An 18,198-nucleotide genomic window follows, 5' to 3' on the forward strand; every position below is an offset into this window, starting at 1 on the left:
CGCCGCGCGGAAATACTTAGGAAGCAATCGTCATGCTGCTCGCCATCAAGGACTTCTTCAACAGCCTGCTCCTGAAGGAACTCTTCAAGGGTATGGCTTTGACCGGCCGCTATCTCTTCGCGCGCAAGATCACTGTCCAGTTCCCGGAAGAGAAGACGCCGATGTCGCCGCGTTTCCGCGGCCTGCACGCACTGCGCCGCTATCCCAACGGGGAAGAGCGTTGCATCGCCTGCAAGCTGTGCGAAGCGGTGTGCCCGGCATTGGCCATCTCGATCGAATCGGACGTGCGTAACGACGGCACCCGCCGCACCACGCGCTACGACATCGACCTGACCAAGTGCATTTTCTGCGGCTTCTGCGAAGAAGCTTGCCCGGTTGACGCGATCGTCGAGACGCACATTCTCGAGTATCACGGCGAAAAGCGCGGTGATCTGTACTTCACCAAGGACATGCTGCTGGCCGTGGGCGACCGCTACGAGCCGCAAATCGCCGCGGCCAAGGCTGCGGACGCGAAGTACCGTTAAGCGTATCGACGCAGGGCGGGAGCAGGGCGCTTGAGGCGCCGGCTCCCGAAAGCGAAATTGAATCGGTCCCGCAAGGGGCCAACAGAAGGATGCCGCGAGCACGCGTGGCCACCCCGAAAAGGGGCCTGTGTGCAAGCGGCCCAAAGAGGATCCGATAGGGACCATGGAACTCACGACCACCATCTTCTATGTCTTTGCGTTGGTGCTGGTGCTGTCCGCACTGAAAGTCATCACGGCAAAGAACCCGGTGCATTCCGCACTGTTCCTCGTCCTGGCGTTCTTCACCGCCGCAGCGATCTGGATGATCCTGAAGGCCGAATTCCTCGCCATCCTGCTCCTGCTCGTGTACGTCGGCGCCGTGATGGTGCTGTTCCTGTTCGTCGTGATGATGATCGACATCGACATCGAGCATTTGCGGCGCGACTTCTGGACCTACGTGCCGATGGCCTCGATCATTGGCGCGCTGATCATCGCCGAAATGGCGATTGTGCTTGTGCGCAACTTCATCGGCACGACCAACGCCGTGCTGCCCGCGGGCGCGCAGGATCCGAACTATTCGAACACCGCCGCGCTGGGCAAGCTGATCTACACGGACTACATCTACGCGTTCGAAGTGGCCGGCATCATCCTGCTGGTGGCCATCATCGCCGCCGTTGCGCTGACGCTGCGCCGCCGCAAGGACGTGAAGGCCCAGGACATTGGCGCCCAGCTCCGTGTGCGCCGAGACGAGCGCGTGCGTCTGGTGAAACTGCCGGCCGAGGGCCGGGCCGAAGCGGATGCCGCGGCAGCCGCCAACAAGAACTAAAGCCCGGAGAATCCGCTGTGCTCTCTCTCGCCCACTTCCTCGTCCTCGGTGCGATCCTGTTTGCGATCAGCATCGTTGGCATCTTCCTGAACCGCAAGAACGTGATCGTGCTGCTGATGGCGCTCGAACTGCTGCTGCTTGCGGTGAACATGAACTTCGTCGCCTTCTCGCACTACATGGGCGACCTGGCTGGTCAGGTTTTCGTTTTCTTCATCCTCACGGTGGCCGCCGCCGAGTCGGCAATTGGTCTGGCAATCCTGGTTGTGCTGTTCCGTAACCTGGACACGATCAACGTGGACGACATGGATACCCTCAAGGGCTAATTCATGACCGCATCCACATTGAACCAAGACTGCTCCCCGATCGCACACCAATAAGCGTCCTATGGCAACCACGCTCAACCCCAACCTGCTGCTGGCGATTCCGCTGGCGCCGCTCGCCGGCGCCGCGATAGCCGGTCTGTTCGGTACCAAGTTCTTCGGCACGTTTTCCTCGGAGTCGCGCGGCGGCCGGATCGTGGCGCATTCGGCAACGATTCTCGGCGTTGCCATCGCTTTCGTCCTGTCGGTGATGGTGCTGCTCGACGTGCTCAACGGCGCGGGCTACAACGCCACCGTGTACGAGTGGATGACGATCGGCAGCCTGAAGATGGAGGTCGGCTTCCTGGTCGACTCCCTGACCGCGATGATGATGGTGGTCGTGACCTTCGTCTCGCTGATGGTGCACATCTACACCGTCGGCTACATGGAAGGGGACCCTGGCTACAACCGATTCTTCGCCTACATCTCGCTCTTCACCTTCTCGATGCTGATGCTGGTGATGAGCAACAACTTCCTGCAGCTGTTCTTCGGCTGGGAAGCGGTGGGCCTGGTGTCGTACCTGCTGATCGGTTTCTGGTACACCCGACCGACGGCGATCTTCGCGAACCTGAAGGCGTTCCTGGTCAACCGTGTGGGTGACTTCGGCTTCATCCTCGGTATTGGCCTGCTGCTGGCATACAGCGGCAGCATGAACTACACGGATGTCTTCGCTACCCGCGAGCAGTTGGCAACCGTGATCTTCCCCGGTACTGACTGGATGATGATCACCGTGGCCTGCATCTGCCTGTTCATCGGCGCGATGGGCAAGTCGGCGCAGTTCCCGCTGCACGTCTGGCTGCCTGACTCGATGGAAGGCCCGACCCCGATTTCGGCACTGATTCACGCGGCAACCATGGTGACCGCCGGTATCTTCATGGTGGCGCGCATGTCGCCGCTGTTCGAACTGTCGGACACCGCGCTGTCGTTTGTGCTGGTCATCGGCGCGATCACCGCATTGTTCATGGGCTTCCTGGGCATCATCCAGAACGACATCAAGCGCGTGGTGGCGTACTCCACGCTGTCGCAGCTCGGTTACATGACCGTCGCGCTGGGTGCTTCGGCCTACTCAGTGGCCGTGTTCCACCTGATGACCCACGCGTTCTTCAAGGCACTGCTGTTCCTTGCCGCGGGCTCCGTGATCATCGGCATGCACCATGACCAGGACATCCGCAACATGGGCGGCCTGCGCAAGTACATGCCGATCACGTGGATCACGTCGTTGGTCGGTTCGCTCGCCCTGATCGGCACGCCGTTCTTCGCCGGCTTCTACTCGAAGGACTCGATCATCGAGGCCGTGGCCGAATCGCACATCGCTGGCTCGGGCTTCGCGTACTTCGCGGTGCTGGCCGGTGTGTTCGTGACTGCCTTCTATTCGTTCCGCATGTACTTCCTGGTGTTCCACGGTGAAGAGCGCTTCGGCAAGGCCGACGATCACCATGGCAACCACCATGACGAGGAAGTCTCGCACGACCACCACCACGGCCTGGCCCCGGGCCAGAAGCCGCACGAGTCCCCGTGGGTCGTGACGCTGCCGCTGGTGCTGCTGGCCATCCCGTCGGTGATCGTTGGCGCCATCGCCATCGAGCCGATGCTGTTCGGCGAGTTCTTCAAACATGGCGTGGCCTTCAAGGACGTGATCTTCGTCGGCGAGAACCATCATGCGATGGAAGAGCTGAAGGAAGCGTTCCATGGCTGGGTGCCGATGGCGATTCACTCGCTGACGACACCGGTGTTGTGGCTGGCCATCGCAGGCGTTGTGCTGTCGTGGTTCTTCTACATGAAGCGCCCGGACATCCCCGCAGCGATCAAGCAACGTTTCTCCGGTCTCTACAAGCTGCTGGACAACAAGTACTACATGGACGCGATCAACGAGGCGGTTTTCGCTCGCGGCGCGCGCCTGCTGGGTACTGGCCTGTGGAAGGGTGGTGACCAGAGCTTCATCGACGGCCTGTTCGTCAATGGTTCGGCCCGCGTGGTGGCGTCGTTCGCTGCGGCCAGCCGCTACCTGCAGTCCGGTTATATCTACCATTACGCTTTCGCAATGATCATCGGCATGTTGGTGCTCCTGACGCTGACGATCACTGGCGTGATAGGCACCAAGTGATAGGCACCAAAGCAAGGAAAACATAGAAATGGTTCTGTCTTTCGCAATCTGGCTGCCTATCTTCTTCGGGCTGGTGGTATTGATGTTCGGCTCCGACCGAAGCAAATGCTTCGTGCGCTGGATGGCGCTGTTCGGTGCTATCGTCAGCTTTGCCGTCACGCTGCCGCTGATCTTCCACTTCGACACCGCTTCCGCTGCGATGCAGTTCGTCGAGCAGGCGAACTGGATCGAACGCTTCAACATCCAGTACCACCTGGGTGTGGATGGCATCTCGATGTGGTTCGTGGTGCTGACCGCATTCATCACCGTGATCGTCGTGATCTCGGCCTGGGAAGTGATCACCGAACGCGTGGCCGAATACATGGCCTCGTTCCTGATCCTGTCGGGCCTGATGGTCGGTGTCTTCTCGTCGCTGGACGGCTTGCTGTTCTACGTGTTCTTCGAAGCCACGCTGATCCCGATGTACATCATCATCGGCGTCTGGGGTGGCCCGAACCGCGTGTATGCGGCGTTCAAGTTCTTCCTCTACACGCTGCTCGGCTCGCTGCTGACGCTGGTCGCGCTGCTGTACCTGTACAACAAGACGGGCTCGTTCGACATCCTGACCTGGCACCAGGCCAAGCTGACGATGAACGAGCAGATCGCGATCTTCCTCGCGTTCTTCATGGCCTTCGCGGTGAAGGTGCCGATGTGGCCGGTGCACACCTGGCTGCCGGACGCCCACGTGGAAGCGCCGACCGGCGGTTCCGTGGTGCTGGCGGCGATCATGCTGAAGCTGGGTGCCTACGGTTTCCTGCGGTTCTCGCTGCCGATCGCCCCGGACGCCAGCCACTACCTGGCCCCGTTCATCATCACGATCTCGCTGATCGCCGTGATCTACATCGGCCTCGTGGCACTGGTCCAGGCCGACATGAAGAAGCTGGTGGCGTACTCGTCGATCGCGCACATGGGTTTCGTGACGCTCGGTTTCTTCATCTTCAATGAGATCGGCATCGAGGGCGGCATCATCCAGATGATCTCGCACGGTTTCGTGTCGGGCGCGATGTTCCTGTGTATCGGTGTGCTCTATGACCGCGTGCACTCGCGCCAGATCGCCGATTACGGCGGTGTGGTGAACGTGATGCCGAAGTTCGCGGCGCTGTCGGTGTTCTTCGCGATGGCCAACTGCGGTCTGCCGGCTACCTCGGGCTTCGTGGGCGAATTCATGGTGATCCTGGGTGCCGTCAAGTTCAACTTCTGGATCGGTCTGCTGGCCGCCACGGCCCTGATCTTCGGCGCGGCTTACTCGCTGTGGATGGTCAAGCGCGTGATCTTCGGCGATATCGTGCACGAGCACGTCCGCGAACTGGTGGACCTGAACAAGCGTGAATTCTTCATGCTCGGTCTGCTGGCGATCATGACGCTGTATATGGGTCTGTACCCGAAACCCTTCACCGACGTGATGCACGCCTCGGTGGTGAACCTGCTGTCCCACGTGGCACAGTCCAAGCTGTAAGCGGGGGAGAGAAATCAACATGCAATCGTCCTCTAGCCTGGCCCCCGTGGCGCCAATCATTTTCCTGGCGATCGCCATTGCGGCGATCAACTGGATCGACCTAGCCCGCGGCAAGAACCGCACCAGCGTGGCGTACCCGCTGTCGCTGCTGACTACACTGGTGCTGACCGTGTGGTTCGGCATCGACGCGGCAGGCGGCGAAACGCACTACGCGTTCGCCAACCTGGTCGTGATCGACCCGATGGCGAACGTGCTGGCCGCGTTCTGCTCGTTGGGTATGCTTCTGACGCTGATTTACACGCGTAGCTACCTGGCCGAACGGGACATGTTCGCAGGCGAGTTCTACATGCTCGCGCTGTTCACGCTCGGCGGTCAGATCGTGATGATCACCGGCAACAACTTCCTGACGCTGTACCTGGGTCTGGAACTGCTGTCGCTGTCGTCGTATGCGCTGGTTGCCCTGCGCCGCGAGTCGCGCGTGACGTCCGAATCGGCGATCAAGTACTTCGTGCTGGGCGCACTGGCATCGGGCTTCCTGCTCTACGGCATGTCGATGATGTACGGTGCCACCGGTTCGCTGAACCTGGGTGAAGTGTTCCGCGTGGTCGAGTCGGGCCGCGTCAACACGACGATGCTGGCCTTCGGTGTGGTGTTCATCGTGGCCGGTGTGGCGTTCAAGCTGGGTGCCGCACCGTTCCATATGTGGATCCCGGACATCTACCAGGGTTCGCCGACCGCTGTGACGCTGCTGATCGCTGCTGGTCCGAAGGTTGCCGCATTCGCGCTGATCATCCGCCTGCTGGTGGAGGGCCTGCTGCCGCTGGCGACCGACTGGCAGGTCATGCTGGTGATCCTGTCGATTGCTTCGCTGGTCATCGGTAACCTGACGGCTATCGTTCAGACAAATCTGAAGCGGATGCTGGCGTACTCGACGATCTCCCACATGGGCTTCGTGCTGCTGGGCATGCTTTCGGGCGTGGTGGCCAACAAGGCCGACGGCGCAGTGAATGCCTACAGCTCGTCGATGTTCTACTCGATCACGTACATGCTGACCACGCTGGGCACGTTCGGCCTGATCCTGGTTCGCACGCGCAAGGGCTTCGAGGCAGAAACGCTCGACGACCTGAAGGGCATGTCGCGTCGTCATCCGTGGTTCGCGTTCCTGATGCTGGTGATGATGTTCTCGATGGCCGGCATTCCGCCGACCGTCGGCTTCTATGCCAAGCTGTCGGTGCTGCAGGCGGTCGTGTCGGCAGGCATGAGCTGGCTGGCCGTGGTGGCAGTGGTGTTCTCGCTGATCGGCGCGTTCTACTACCTGCGCATTGTGAAGCTGATGTACTTCGATGCACCGGTTGGCGAAGAGCCGCTGGAAGCGTCGACTGGCCTGCGTTCGGTGCTGAGTCTGAACGGTCTGGCAGTGATCCTGCTGGGTCTGTTCCCGGCTGGCCTGATGGACCTGTGCTTCCAGGCCATCCGTGCTACGCTGGCGTCCTGATTTTTCAGGCAAGGTGACGCAATGAGTTCCTCGGCAGGTGGTTGGTTTGTCATCCTTTTGGCACTGGTGTGTGCCAATCTGCCGTTCGTCAACCAGCGCCTGTTCGCGGCGGTGGGCCTGAAGTGGGCCCGCAAGCCGCTGTGGCTGCGCCTGGTGGAACTCTTCATGTGGTACGTGGTGGCCGGCCTTGCCGGTTTCGCGGTGGAGGCGAGCCTCGGCAACGCCTTCCCGCAAGGCTGGCAGTTCTACGCCATCACCGCCTGCATGATGCTGGTGTTTGCCTTCCCCGGCTTCACCTGGCAATACCTGGTCAAACATCGCACGGCCTGATTGCGGCCAGACCCTCGCGCCGGGGCCCGTGCCACACCCGGAGCGTTCATGATCGACAAGACCCCCGCCGTATCGTCCGAAGAGCGTGACGATCACCTCAGGGAAACTGCCGTCGCTTCCGCGACCATCCATCGCGGCAAATTCCTCACCCTCAAGCAAGACATCGTGCGCCTGCCCAATGGCAAGCAAGCCGGGCGCGAGTACGTGCTACATCCGGGCGCAGTCATGATGATCCCGCTGTTCGATGACGGCACGGTGCTGATGGAGCGCCAGTTCCGCTACCCGATCGGTGAAGTGATGCTCGAATTTCCGGCCGGCAAGCTCGATCCGGAAGAGGGCGCGCAGCGCTGTGGCGAACGTGAGTTGCTCGAGGAAACCGGCTACACCGCGCGTCGCTGGGACTACCTGACGCGGATCCACCCTGTGATTTCCTACTCGACCGAATTCATCGACCTGTTCCTGGCGCGTGATCTGACCGCCGGCGAGGCGAAACTCGACGATGGCGAGTTCCTGGAAACCTTTATCACGCCGGTGGGCCAGGTGATCGATTGGGTACGTCAGGGGCGTATTACCGACGTCAAGACGATTATCGGCGCGCTCTGGCTGGAGAAGATCGTCTCTGGCGCCTGGCAGCCGGGCGAGCAAAGCGAGCCTCCGTTTCCTGACAATCGCAGCATCGGCTGAAACGCCGCATTACTGCTAAGCTACGACGCCACCTTGCAGGCTTGTATCCGGCGCAGCGCCAGTCTCCGCATGGGGTTTTCCCTTGCTCCGGCGTAATTGTGTTTAGGACGCATCCTGCCAGGCAAAAACGGTCAGCGAAAAAATTAGCACGACCGTTCACAAAATTTCGATTCACGGCTAATATTGCCCGACGGGCTGGAAAGATCATGAAGGTGCTCGACCTGCGCTGTGCGCAAGACCATCGTTTCGAGGGTTGGTTTGCCTCGGAGGAAGATGCGCAATCGCAGATTTCGCGTGACCTCGTCCAATGCCCGGTCTGTGGTGACCATGCCGTCTCCCGCCTGCCCAGCGCGCCGCGCCTGAATCTTTCGGGTGCCACCGCCAAGCCGGCGCAGACGCAGGTCCGGAATGCCGAGGAAGGCAAGGCCGACGCGCAGCAGATGATGCAGGCGCTGCAGGCCCACTATCTGAAGGCAGTCCGGCAGGTACTGGCGCAGACCGAGGACGTGGGAGAACGTTTCGCCGAGGAAGCGCGGCGCATGCACTATGAGGAAGCGCCGGAGCGCGGTATCCGCGGTTCGGCAACGCCGGAAGACGTGCAGGCGCTGGCCGACGAAGGCATCGAGACCTTTCCGCTCATCGTGCCGGATGCGCTGAAGCAGACGGCCCACTGAACAAGCATCCTGTGCCCGGTTTACCTCGCGCAGTGATGCGCGAGGTAAAACAAACGGCCGGCGCCCGCCGGCACCACCAATGGAGACGGGCATGGATCTCAATTACTCGGCGGCCGACATCGCCTTCCGTCAGGAAGTGCGTAGCTGGCTCGAAGCCAACCTGCCGGCGGAAATCCGCGAAAAGGTACTCAACCACCGCCGCCCCAACCGCGACGATCTGGTGCGCTGGCACAAGATCCTGGCTGGCAAGGGCTGGTCCGCGCCGCACTGGCCGGTCGAGTTCGGTGGCACGGGCTGGAACGCCACGCAACGCCACATCTGGGACGAGGAAAATGCCCGCGTCGGTGCGCCTGGCGTGCTGCCGTTCGGCGTGGCGATGGTCGCGCCCGTGATCATGAAGTACGGCAACGCAGAGCAGAAGTCGTACTACCTGCCGCGTATCCTCGACTGCACCGACTGGTGGTGCCAGGGCTATTCGGAGCCGGGTTCGGGTTCGGATCTGGCTTCGCTGAAGACCCGCGCCGAGCTGACGTCGGATGGCAAGCACTACATCGTCAACGGCCAGAAGACCTGGACCACGCTCGGCCAGCACGCCGACATGATCTTCTGCCTGGTGCGCACCGACCCCGAGGCCAAGAAGCAAGAGGGCATTTCGTTCCTGCTGATCGACATGAAGACGCCGGGCATTACCGTGCGCCCGATCATCATGCTCGACGAAGAGCATGAAGTGAACGAAGTCTTCTTCGACAACGTCAAGGTGCCGGTCGAGAACCGCGTCGGCGAGGAAAACCGTGGCTGGACCTATGCCAAGTATCTGCTCGGCCATGAGCGTACCGGCATTGCGCGCGTGGGTAACTCCAAGCGCGAACTGGGTTTCCTGAAGCGCGTTGCCCGCCAGCAGCAGAAGAACGGCAAGCCGCTGCTCGAGGATCCGGTGTTTGGCGCCAAGGTCGCCGCGCTGGAAATCGAACTGATGGCGCTGGAGATCACCGTGCTGCGCGTGGTGTCGAGCGAAGCCGCTGGCAAGGGCCCTGGCCCCGAGGCATCGATGCTCAAGATCAAGGGCACCGAGATCCAGCAGATGCTGACCGAACTGATGGTCGAAGCGGTCGGCCCGTACGCCCAGCCGTTCGATCCGGCGTACCTGGAGTGCGAACACGAGCACGCCGTGACCGGCTATGACGACGCCGCCCCGCTGGCCGCGTACTACTTCAACTATCGCAAGACCTCCATCTACGGCGGTTCGAACGAAATCCAAAAGAACATCATCAGCCAGATGATTCTGGGGCTGTGAGGAGACACGCAACATGAACTTCAATCTCAGCGACGAACAGAAGCAACTGGCCGACGCGATTCGCCGTTTTGTCGAGAAGAGCTACGACTTCGAATCGCGCAAGAAGAACATCAAGGGCGCGAATGGCTACGGCGAGCAGGCCTGGGGCGGACTGGTCGAACTCGGCCTGACCGCGCTGCCGGTGCCCGAGGCGCAAGGTGGTTTCTCCGGTACGGCTGTCGACATGATGGTGGTGCAGCAGGAACTGGGCCGCGGCCTGGTGGTGGAGCCGTACTTCGCGACAGTGGTGGCCGCGCAGGCGCTCAAGCTGGCCGGTGGCCAGGAAGCGCTGCTCGAGCAGGTGGCTGGTGGCGAACTGAAGCTGGCCACGGCGTTCAATGAGCAGCAGGCACGCCATGAACTGAACAACGTGACCGTGACGGCCAAGGGCGGCAAGCTCAACGGTCGCAAGGTCGTGGTGACCCACGGCGCCCAGGCTGACAAGCTCGTGGTGTCGGCACGCACCAGCGGCGCCCAGTCGGACCGTGACGGCATCTCGCTGTTCCTGGTCGATACCAAGGGTGCCGGCGTCAGCGTCAAGGACTACCGCACGATCGACAACCTCCATGCGGCCGACGTGACGTTCCTGGACGCACCGGCCACGCTGATCGGCACGGAAGGCAAGGGCTGGGATGTGCTCGAAGCCACCGCCGACTACGCCGCCGTGCTGCTGTGCGCCGAAGCCGTTGGTGTCATGGATACGCTCAACGCCGCCACGCTCGAGTACGCGAAGACCCGCCAGCAGTTCGGCGTGGCCATCGCACGCTTCCAGGCGCTGCAGCACCGCATGGTCGAAATGATGATCCATGCGGAGCAGTCGCGTTCGATCACGCTGCTGGCCGCGGCGCGCTTCGACGAGGCCAGCCCCGAGGAGCGCCGCCGCTACGTGTCCGCCGCCAAGGCGCGCGTCGGCGTGGCAGCCCGCTCGGTGGGGCAGGAAGCCGTGCAGATCCACGGTGGCATGGGTGTGACCGACGAACTGCCGGCCGCGCACATGTTCAAGCGCCTCACGCTGATCAATACGACCTTCGGCGATGTGGACCACCATCTGGGCCGCTTCGCCAGCCAGCCTGGCTTCCAGGAAGCTGCCTGAGTATTGCGTAAGTGTTCAAACCGCGCCGGTGACCCCGAGCGCGGTTTTTTCATTGGAGGACTTGATGTCCAAGATGTATTTCGAGGATTACGTCGTCGGCAGCGAACACCCGCTCGGGAGCTATACGGTCACTGAAGAGGAGATCATCAGCTTCGCGCGCCAGTACGACCCGCAACCGTTTCACGTCGACAAGGCCGCGGCGGAGCAGAGCATCTACGGTGGGCTGATTTCCAGCGGCTGGATGACCTGCGGCATCATCATGCGTCTGCTGGTGCTGTCGATGGGGGATCGCTCCACCAGCATGGGGTCGCCCGGCGTGGATGAAGTCCGCTGGATCAAGCCGGTCTATGCCGGTGACACCCTGACTGCCGTGCTGAGGGTTCTGGACGTGCGTCCGTCGAGTTCCAAGCCTGACCGCGGCGTGGTGATGACCCAGTGGGTGGCCAGCAACCAGAAGGGCGAGGTTGTGTGCACGGTCAAGGGCATGGGGATGTACAAGCGCCGCCCGGCCTGACGCACGCCGTTTGTTCACTTCCCTCTGCCGCACGCGGGAGAGGGGGCCTACCCAATCAGAAAAGAACGACAAGGAGACAAGCACCATGCGTACCATCGCATCGTTGGAAGAACTGGAGTCGCTGCAGGGCGAGGAAGTGGCTGTCAGCGACTGGATCGAAATCACGCAGCAGCAGGTGAACCTGTTTGCCGAGGCCACGGGCGATCACCAGTGGATCCATATCGACGTCGAGCGCGCCAAGCGTGAGTCGCCGTTCGGCGCGCCGATCGCGCACGGCTTCCTGACCCTTTCGCTGCTGCCCCAGCTGATGCAGAACGCAATCCACATGGAAGGCGTCAAGATGGGCGTCAACTATGGTCTGAATCGCGTTCGTTTCACATCGCCGGTGCCGGTGGGCAGCCGTCTGCGAGGACGCGTGAAGCTGCTCAAGGTCGAGCGGCTGGAGCCGCTGCCGAATGGCCTGGTCGGTGCCCAGTCCACCTGGGAGGTGACGATCGAGCGGGAAGGCGCGGATCGACCGGTCTGCGTGGCGGAATCGATCAGTCGACGCTACTCCTGACGTATCCGATTCGTCAGCACTGTCGCTCGACAATGAGGGCCGCGAGATCGCGGCCCTTGTCATTTGTCCAGCGAAATCGTGGAAAAACAAGCAACCACGATATAACTGTTACCCCGTTGCGACAGGTCAAGGAATTGTCCGATTAAAAGAACAGTGTTTCTGTTGTGTCTGGGTTTACCCGTAATGTTGCGTTGCGGTACAGTCCCGGCCACGATGTTTTATGTAATGCGATATCCGCTCGGAGACCGTTCTCACTGCGCTGGTGAGGCGGTTGAAGCAAGTGGATATGGCGTGAACATCGTGACACAACGCTCGTTCCGGTGGCATTTCCGAACCGGGGCAGACGCAGTTCAGGCAGTCGGTCACCTCAGCGCACGCACCCGCCCCCTCAGGCGCGCGCACGCAGTCGTCAGTTGCTGTCCAAGCCGCGTTCATGGCGTTGCCCGGCCGCATGGTCCGCAGGCGTTTGCATCGCCCATTTCGCAGCGCCAGCTTTGGACACGTCCTCCGGTTTTCCCCAGCCCAGCCAGCCAGTTGCCCCGTGCAGCAGGTAGGCGGTGCCACGCTTGTGCACAGGCGTGGCGCAACCAGACCGTCGTGACATGAAGAAACCAAAAATGCCGCCCCTGATGCGGTACCTGCCTTGCCTTGGCCTGCTCCTGTTGGCCGGCTGCGACTTCGCGCTGATGAACCCGAAAGGGCAAGTCGGCGTCGACATCAAGGGCATCATCCTGATCGCCACCTGGCTGATGCTGCTGGTCGTCGTACCGGTCATCATCCTGACGCTCGTGTTCGCGTGGAAGTATCGCGCCAGCAACACGTCTGCTGAATACGATCCGAACTGGTCGCACTCCACCCGCATCGAAGTGGTGGTTTGGCTGATCCCCTGCCTGATCATCATCGCGCTGGGCATCATCACCTGGAAGTCGTCGCACGATCTCGACCCGTACAAGCCGCTCGAGTCGAACGTCAAGCCGGTGACCGTGGAAGCCGTGGCGATGAACTGGAAATGGCTGTTCATCTATCCGGAACTGAAGATCGCGACGGTGAACCAGCTCGCGCTGCCGGTGAACACGCCGGTGAACTTCAAGATCACGTCGGATTCGATCATGAATTCGTTCTTCATCCCGCAACTGGGTAGCCAGGTTTACGCCATGGCTGGGATGGAGACCAAGCTGCACCTCATCGCCAATGAAGCCGGCACGTTTGACGGCATGTCCGCCAACTACAGTGGCGGCGGCTTCTCGGGCATGAAGTTCAAGGCCATCGCCATGTCGAATTTCGAGTTCGACAAGTGGGTGGAAAAGGTGCGCGCGTCCGAAAAGCAGCTCGCGTCCGAGGACTACAAGGTCCTGGCCAAGCCGAGCGAAGCGGAACCGGTGACGTACTTCGGCAAGGTCGAAGACGGTCTGTACACCGGCATCCTGCATCAGTACATGGGCGGCGACGGCCATGCAATGGCCCGCGAAGGTTTTGATGGCGGTCCGGTCTGCACGTCGCGTAACACGCTCGGTGAAGAGCGGGTGTCCATGGCCACGCCGGCCAAGCCGGCGCTGGGCGCGCAAATCTAGGAGCAATGATGTTTGGCAAATTGAGTTTGTCGGCGATTCCGTTTCATGAGCCGATCATCATGATCACGCTGAGCTGCGTGGCCCTTGGCGGGCTGGCGCTGCTCGGTGCGATCACGTACTTCAAGAAGTGGGACTACCTGTGGACCGAGTGGATTACCTCGGTCGATCACAAGCGCATCGGCGTGATGTACTCGCTGGTGGCGCTGATCATGCTGCTGCGCGGCTTTGCCGACGCCGTCATGATGCGTACCCAGCTGGCGGTTGCCACCAACGGCTCCACCGGCTTCCTGCCGCCCGAGCACTATGACCAGGTGTTCACGGCCCACGGCGTGATCATGATCTTCTTCGTGGCCATGCCGCTGATGACGGGTCTGATGAACCTCGTGGTGCCCCTGCAGATCGGCGCACGCGACGTGGCGTTCCCGTTCCTGAACACGCTGAGCTTCTGGCTGTTCGTGGCCGGCGCGATGCTCGTGAATGTCTCGCTGGGCGTTGGCGAATTCGCGCGTACCGGCTGGCTGGCCTATCCGCCGCTGTCGGGTCTGGACTACAGCCCGGGCGTGGGGGTGGACTACTACCTCTGGTCGCTGCAGATATCAGGGCTAGGGACATTGCTGACCGGCGTGAACTTCCTGGTGACCATCCTGAAGATGCGCGCCCCGGGCATGACGCTGATGCGCATGCCGGTGTTCACCTGGACGGTCCTGTGCACCAACGTGCTGATCGTGGCTGCCTTCCCGGTGCTGACGGTGTCGCTGGCACTGCTGGGCCTGGACCGCTACTTCGACATGCACTTCTTCACGAACAATGGCGGCGGTAACGCCATGATGTACGTGAACCTGATCTGGATCTGGGGCCACCCCGAGGTCTACATCCTGATCCTGCCGGCGTTCGGTATCTTCTCGGAAATCATCTCGACGTTCTCGGGCAAGAAGCTGTTCGGCTACAAGGGGATGGTGTATGCCACCAGCGCGATCATGGTGCTGTCGTTCATCGTGTGGCTGCATCACTTCTTCACGATGGGCTCCGGCGCCAACGTGAACGCGTTCTTCGGCATCACGACGATGATCATCTCGATCCCGACGGGCGTGAAGATCTTCAACTGGCTGTTCACGATGTACCGTGGTCGCGTGCAATTCACGTCGCCGGTGCTGTGGACGCTGGGCTTCATGATCACGTTCGTGATCGGTGGCATGACCGGCGTGCTGATGGCCGTGCCGGCTGCTGACTTCGTGCTGCACAACAGCCTGTTCCTGATTGCTCACTTCCACAACGTGATCATCGGTGGCGTGCTGTTTGGCTACCTGGCCGGCGTGACCTACTGGTGGCCGAAGGCCTTCGGCTTCAAGCTGAACGAGCGTCTGGGCAAGTGCGCCTTCTGGTGCTGGCTGGTGGGCTTCTACTTCGCCTTCATGCCGCTGTACGTGCTGGGCCTGATGGGCATGACCCGTCGTCTGAACCACACCGACAACCCGGCCTGGACGCCGTGGCTGCATCTGGCCGTGGTGGGCGTGGTGTTCGTGGCGCTGGGTATCTTCTTCCAGGTGCTGCAGATCGTCGTGTCGATCCGCGACCGCAAGAAGCTGGCAGACGTGACGGGCGACCCGTGGGGTGGCCGCACGCTGGAATGGGCAACTTCGTCGCCCCCGGCGTTCTACAACTTCGCGCACACCCCGGTGGTGCGTGACCTGGACGCGTTCGCCGACATGAAGGCCCGTGGCGAGAAGATCCGCACGGATGGCTTCGAGCAGATTCACATGCCGAAGAACACCGCGGCTGGTTTCTACATGGGTGCATTCAGCCTGGCGCTGGGCTTCGCGCTGACGTGGCACATCTGGTGGCTTGCCGCCGTGGGCCTGATCGGCATGGTCGTAGCGTTCATCCGCCGCGCCAACGATGACCACATCGATTACTACGTGCCGGCCTCCGAGGTCGAGCAGATCGAAACGCGCTACCAGCAGCGCATTGCTGCCCAGGGCTGATAACTATGTCGACAGAAGTTCTTGACCGCTTCGGGGCGAAAGCCCCTGCGCATGCGCACTCGCACGACGAGGCGCACGACCACGCGCATCACGACACCAGCGAGAACACCGTCTTCGGTTTCTGGCTGTACCTGATGAGCGACTGCATCTTGTTCGCGTGCCTGTTCGCCGCCTTCGCCGTCCTGCGCGGCGAAGTGGCGGGTGGCCCGTCGGGCAAGGAGATCTTCGAGCTCAACTACGTGCTCGTGGAAACCGCCATCCTGCTGTTCTCGTCGATCACCTATGGCTTTGCCATGGTGTCGATGCAGAACCATCAGAAGGGCCGCGTGATGTTCTGGCTGGGCGTGACGTTCCTGCTGGGCGCCGCGTTCATGGGCATGGAAATCAACGAGTTCGCGCACCTGATTCACGAGGGTGCCGGCCCGAGCCGCAGCGCGTTCCTGTCGTCGTTCTTCACGCTCGTGGGTACCCACGGTCTGCACGTTGCCAGCGGCATGCTGTGGATGCTCGTGCTGATGTGGCAACTGTCGAAGAAGGGCCTGACCCCGGTCGTGGCCAAGCGCCTGAACTGCCTCAGCCTGTTCTGGCACTTCCTGGACGTGGTCTGGATCGGTGTGTTCACCGTGGTCTACCTGATGGGAGCAATGTAAATGGCACAGCAACACGCTTCGACCGCCGCTCACGGCGCGTCGCATGGCCACAGCAGCGTCAAGTCGTATGTGATCGGCTTCGTGCTGGCGGTGATCCTGACCGTGATTCCGTTCAAGATCGTCATGGACGGCACGATGGAACGCGGCACCATGCTGTGGATCATCCTGGGCATGGCGGCCGTTCAGATCGTCGTGCACCTGAAGTACTTCCTGCATCTGGATGGTTCGAACGGTCAGCGCTGGAACGTGATGGCGCTGCTGTTCACGGTACTGATCCTGTTCATTGTGCTGGCCGGTTCGCTCTGGATCATGCACAACATGAACGCCAACATGATGCCGTGGATGAAGTAACGGTTCATACGGTTGTTTGAAAACGGGGCCTTCGGGCCCCGTTTTTTATTGGCCACGGTGCGCAACGCACCGGCATCGGCCACGGCTGCACCGGTTCACGCCGGACCGCACCCGAACGGCGCTGCACATTCGCGGTGCGCCTGCGGATTTCCCTCCGGCCCCGTCGGCGGCACCAGCGTGGTGCGGCACGGCCTTCCTCCCGTCGATTTGTCACGTAATGGTGACCCGGTCATGCGTGTTTCCCTTGGCACGCTAGTTGCAGATGTGCTCTCCGGGGTGCGTAGTCCCTAATCACATACGACAAACTGGGAGCTGCAATGAAACGACGTGACATGCTGAAGCTGTCGGCGGTGGCCGCCGCGGCGATGATCGGTACCAGCCCGCTGATGGCGCAGACCAAGGAGCCGATCAAGGTCGGCATCCTGCATTCGCTATCGGGCACGATGGCCATCTCCGAAACGTCGCTCAAGGACGTGGCGCTGATGACGATCGACGAGATCAACAAGAGCGGCGGCGTGCTGGGCCGCAAGCTCGAGCCCGTGGTGGTGGACCCCGCTTCCAACTGGCCGCTCTTCGCGGAGAAGGCGCGTCAGCTCATCACCAAGGACAAGGTAGCGGTCACGTTCGGATGCTGGACGTCGGTATCGCGCAAGTCGGTGCTCCCGGTCTATGAGGAAACCAACGCGCTGCTGTTCTACCCGGTGCAGTACGAAGGTGAGGAGATGTCGAAGAACGTGTTCTACACGGGCGCGGCACCCAACCAGCAGGCGATCCCGGCGGTGGAATACCTGATGAGCAAGGAGGGCGGCGGCGCGAAGCGCTTCTTCCTGCTGGGTACCGACTACGTCTATCCGCGCACTACCAACAAGATCCTGCGTGCGTTCCTGAAGAGCAAGGGCGTGGAAGACAAGGACATCGAAGAGGTCTACACCCCGTTCGGCCATAGCGACTACCAGACCATCGTCGCCAACATCAAGAAGTTCTCGCAGGGTGGCAAGACCGCCGTGATCTCCACGATCAATGGCGACTCGAACGTGCCGTTCTACAAGGAACTCGGCAACGCCGGCCTGAAGGCCAAGGACGTGCCGGTGGTGGCCTTCTCGGTCGGCGAGGAAGAACTGCGCGGCATCGACACCAAGCCGCTGGTGGGCCATCTGGCTGCATGGAACTACTTCATGTCGGTCAAGAACCCCGAGAACGAGGCGTTCAAGAAGCAGTGGGCCGCGTGGGTCAAGGCCAACAACCTGCCGGGCGGCGACAAGCGCGTGACCAACGACCCGATGGAAGCTACCTACGTGGGCATCCATATGTGGGCGCAGGCCGTGAAGAAGGCAGGCAGCACCGATCCGGACAAGGTGCGTGCCGCGATGTACGGCCAGACCTTCAAGGCGCCCGATGGCTTCACGCTGACGATGGGTGACAACCACCATCTCTACAAGCCCGTGATGATTGGCGAGGTCAAGGGCGACGGCCAGTTCTCGGTGGTGTGGAAGACGCCGAAGCCGGTCCGCGCGCAGCCGTGGAGCCCGTTCATCGCCGGCAATGAAGGCAAGGCGGACAAGGTGGCGGGGAACTGACGGTCTGTTGCTCCCACTCCCGAGCTCGGGAGTGGGAGCAAACCACAGGTGAACGCCAACAACCCCAAGATGCGATCCATCGCGCGAACCAGGCTCCT

18 protein-coding genes are annotated in these 18,198 nt (G+C 61.6%); all 18 read left to right on the forward strand.

Going from position 1 to position 18,198, the window contains the following annotated elements:
• Positions 1-32 precede the first annotated feature (32 nt).
• The 18 genes from nuoI to urtA all read left to right on the forward strand — a co-directional run bounded on the left by nuoI (position 33) and on the right by urtA (position 18,100).
• Positions 33-524, forward strand: a complete 492-nt coding sequence (gene nuoI, locus D769_RS06670) for an NADH-quinone oxidoreductase subunit NuoI (protein ID WP_008643353.1) — start codon at positions 33-35, stop codon at positions 522-524.
• Between the two features lie 163 nt (positions 525-687).
• A complete protein-coding gene (locus tag D769_RS06675; protein WP_008643357.1) occupies positions 688-1,329 on the forward strand; it encodes an NADH-quinone oxidoreductase subunit J in 642 nt (213 codons plus the stop codon).
• A 17-nt stretch (positions 1,330-1,346) separates the two neighbouring features.
• Entirely contained in the window at positions 1,347-1,652 is a 306-nt protein-coding gene (gene nuoK / locus D769_RS06680; protein ID WP_008643358.1) for an NADH-quinone oxidoreductase subunit NuoK, read from the forward strand.
• 61 nt (positions 1,653-1,713) lie between these two features.
• Positions 1,714-3,792, forward strand: a complete 2,079-nt coding sequence (nuoL, locus tag D769_RS06685) for an NADH-quinone oxidoreductase subunit L (protein WP_008643359.1) — start codon at positions 1,714-1,716, stop codon at positions 3,790-3,792.
• A 28-nt stretch (positions 3,793-3,820) separates the two neighbouring features.
• On the forward strand, positions 3,821-5,287 hold the full coding sequence (locus D769_RS06690; RefSeq protein ID WP_008643361.1) for an NADH-quinone oxidoreductase subunit M: 1,467 nt from the start codon (positions 3,821-3,823) through the stop codon (positions 5,285-5,287).
• 19 nt (positions 5,288-5,306) lie between these two features.
• A complete protein-coding gene (nuoN, locus tag D769_RS06695; protein ID WP_008643364.1) occupies positions 5,307-6,782 on the forward strand; it encodes an NADH-quinone oxidoreductase subunit NuoN in 1,476 nt (491 codons plus the stop codon).
• Between the two features lie 21 nt (positions 6,783-6,803).
• Entirely contained in the window at positions 6,804-7,112 is a 309-nt protein-coding gene (locus tag D769_RS06700) for a DUF2818 family protein (RefSeq protein WP_008643366.1), read from the forward strand.
• 48 nt (positions 7,113-7,160) lie between these two features.
• Complete coding sequence (locus D769_RS06705; RefSeq protein ID WP_008643368.1) at positions 7,161-7,796, forward strand: NUDIX hydrolase; 636 nt, start codon at positions 7,161-7,163, stop codon at positions 7,794-7,796.
• Between the two features lie 206 nt (positions 7,797-8,002).
• On the forward strand, positions 8,003-8,470 hold the full coding sequence (locus D769_RS06710) for a DUF1178 family protein (RefSeq protein ID WP_008643370.1): 468 nt from the start codon (positions 8,003-8,005) through the stop codon (positions 8,468-8,470).
• Positions 8,471-8,561: 91 nt separating this feature from the next.
• Entirely contained in the window at positions 8,562-9,764 is a 1,203-nt protein-coding gene (locus D769_RS06715; protein WP_008643372.1) for an acyl-CoA dehydrogenase family protein, read from the forward strand.
• A 13-nt stretch (positions 9,765-9,777) separates the two neighbouring features.
• Positions 9,778-10,896 carry an acyl-CoA dehydrogenase gene (locus D769_RS06720; RefSeq protein WP_008643384.1) on the forward strand — a complete coding sequence of 373 codons (1,119 nt, stop codon included), beginning with the start codon at positions 9,778-9,780 and terminating at the stop codon, positions 10,894-10,896.
• A gap of 64 nt (positions 10,897-10,960) precedes the next feature.
• Positions 10,961-11,410 (forward strand): MaoC family dehydratase, encoded by a 450-nt coding sequence (locus D769_RS06725; protein WP_008643386.1) that lies wholly within the window; start codon positions 10,961-10,963, stop codon positions 11,408-11,410.
• Between the two features lie 85 nt (positions 11,411-11,495).
• The gene (locus D769_RS06730; protein WP_008643388.1) at positions 11,496-11,969 is read left to right on the forward strand and encodes a MaoC family dehydratase; all 474 of its coding nucleotides are present in this window, start codon (positions 11,496-11,498) and stop codon (positions 11,967-11,969) included.
• A 602-nt stretch (positions 11,970-12,571) separates the two neighbouring features.
• Positions 12,572-13,540 (forward strand): ubiquinol oxidase subunit II, encoded by a 969-nt coding sequence (gene cyoA, locus D769_RS06735; RefSeq protein ID WP_011515759.1) that lies wholly within the window; start codon positions 12,572-12,574, stop codon positions 13,538-13,540.
• 8 nt (positions 13,541-13,548) lie between these two features.
• On the forward strand, positions 13,549-15,522 hold the full coding sequence (gene cyoB / locus D769_RS06740; RefSeq protein WP_008643392.1) for a cytochrome o ubiquinol oxidase subunit I: 1,974 nt from the start codon (positions 13,549-13,551) through the stop codon (positions 15,520-15,522).
• A 5-nt stretch (positions 15,523-15,527) separates the two neighbouring features.
• On the forward strand, positions 15,528-16,172 hold the full coding sequence (gene cyoC / locus D769_RS06745; protein ID WP_008643394.1) for a cytochrome o ubiquinol oxidase subunit III: 645 nt from the start codon (positions 15,528-15,530) through the stop codon (positions 16,170-16,172).
• Complete coding sequence (gene cyoD / locus D769_RS06750) at positions 16,173-16,523, forward strand: cytochrome o ubiquinol oxidase subunit IV (RefSeq protein ID WP_008643397.1); 351 nt, start codon at positions 16,173-16,175, stop codon at positions 16,521-16,523.
• A gap of 317 nt (positions 16,524-16,840) precedes the next feature.
• A complete protein-coding gene (gene urtA, locus D769_RS06755) occupies positions 16,841-18,100 on the forward strand; it encodes an urea ABC transporter substrate-binding protein (RefSeq protein ID WP_008643399.1) in 1,260 nt (419 codons plus the stop codon).
• The last annotated feature ends 98 nt before the right edge of the window (positions 18,101-18,198 follow it).

Origin of the sequence: Cupriavidus sp. HMR-1 (assembly GCF_000319775.1) — a bacterium.
Classification (GTDB): Bacteria; Pseudomonadota; Gammaproteobacteria; order Burkholderiales; family Burkholderiaceae; genus Cupriavidus; species Cupriavidus metallidurans.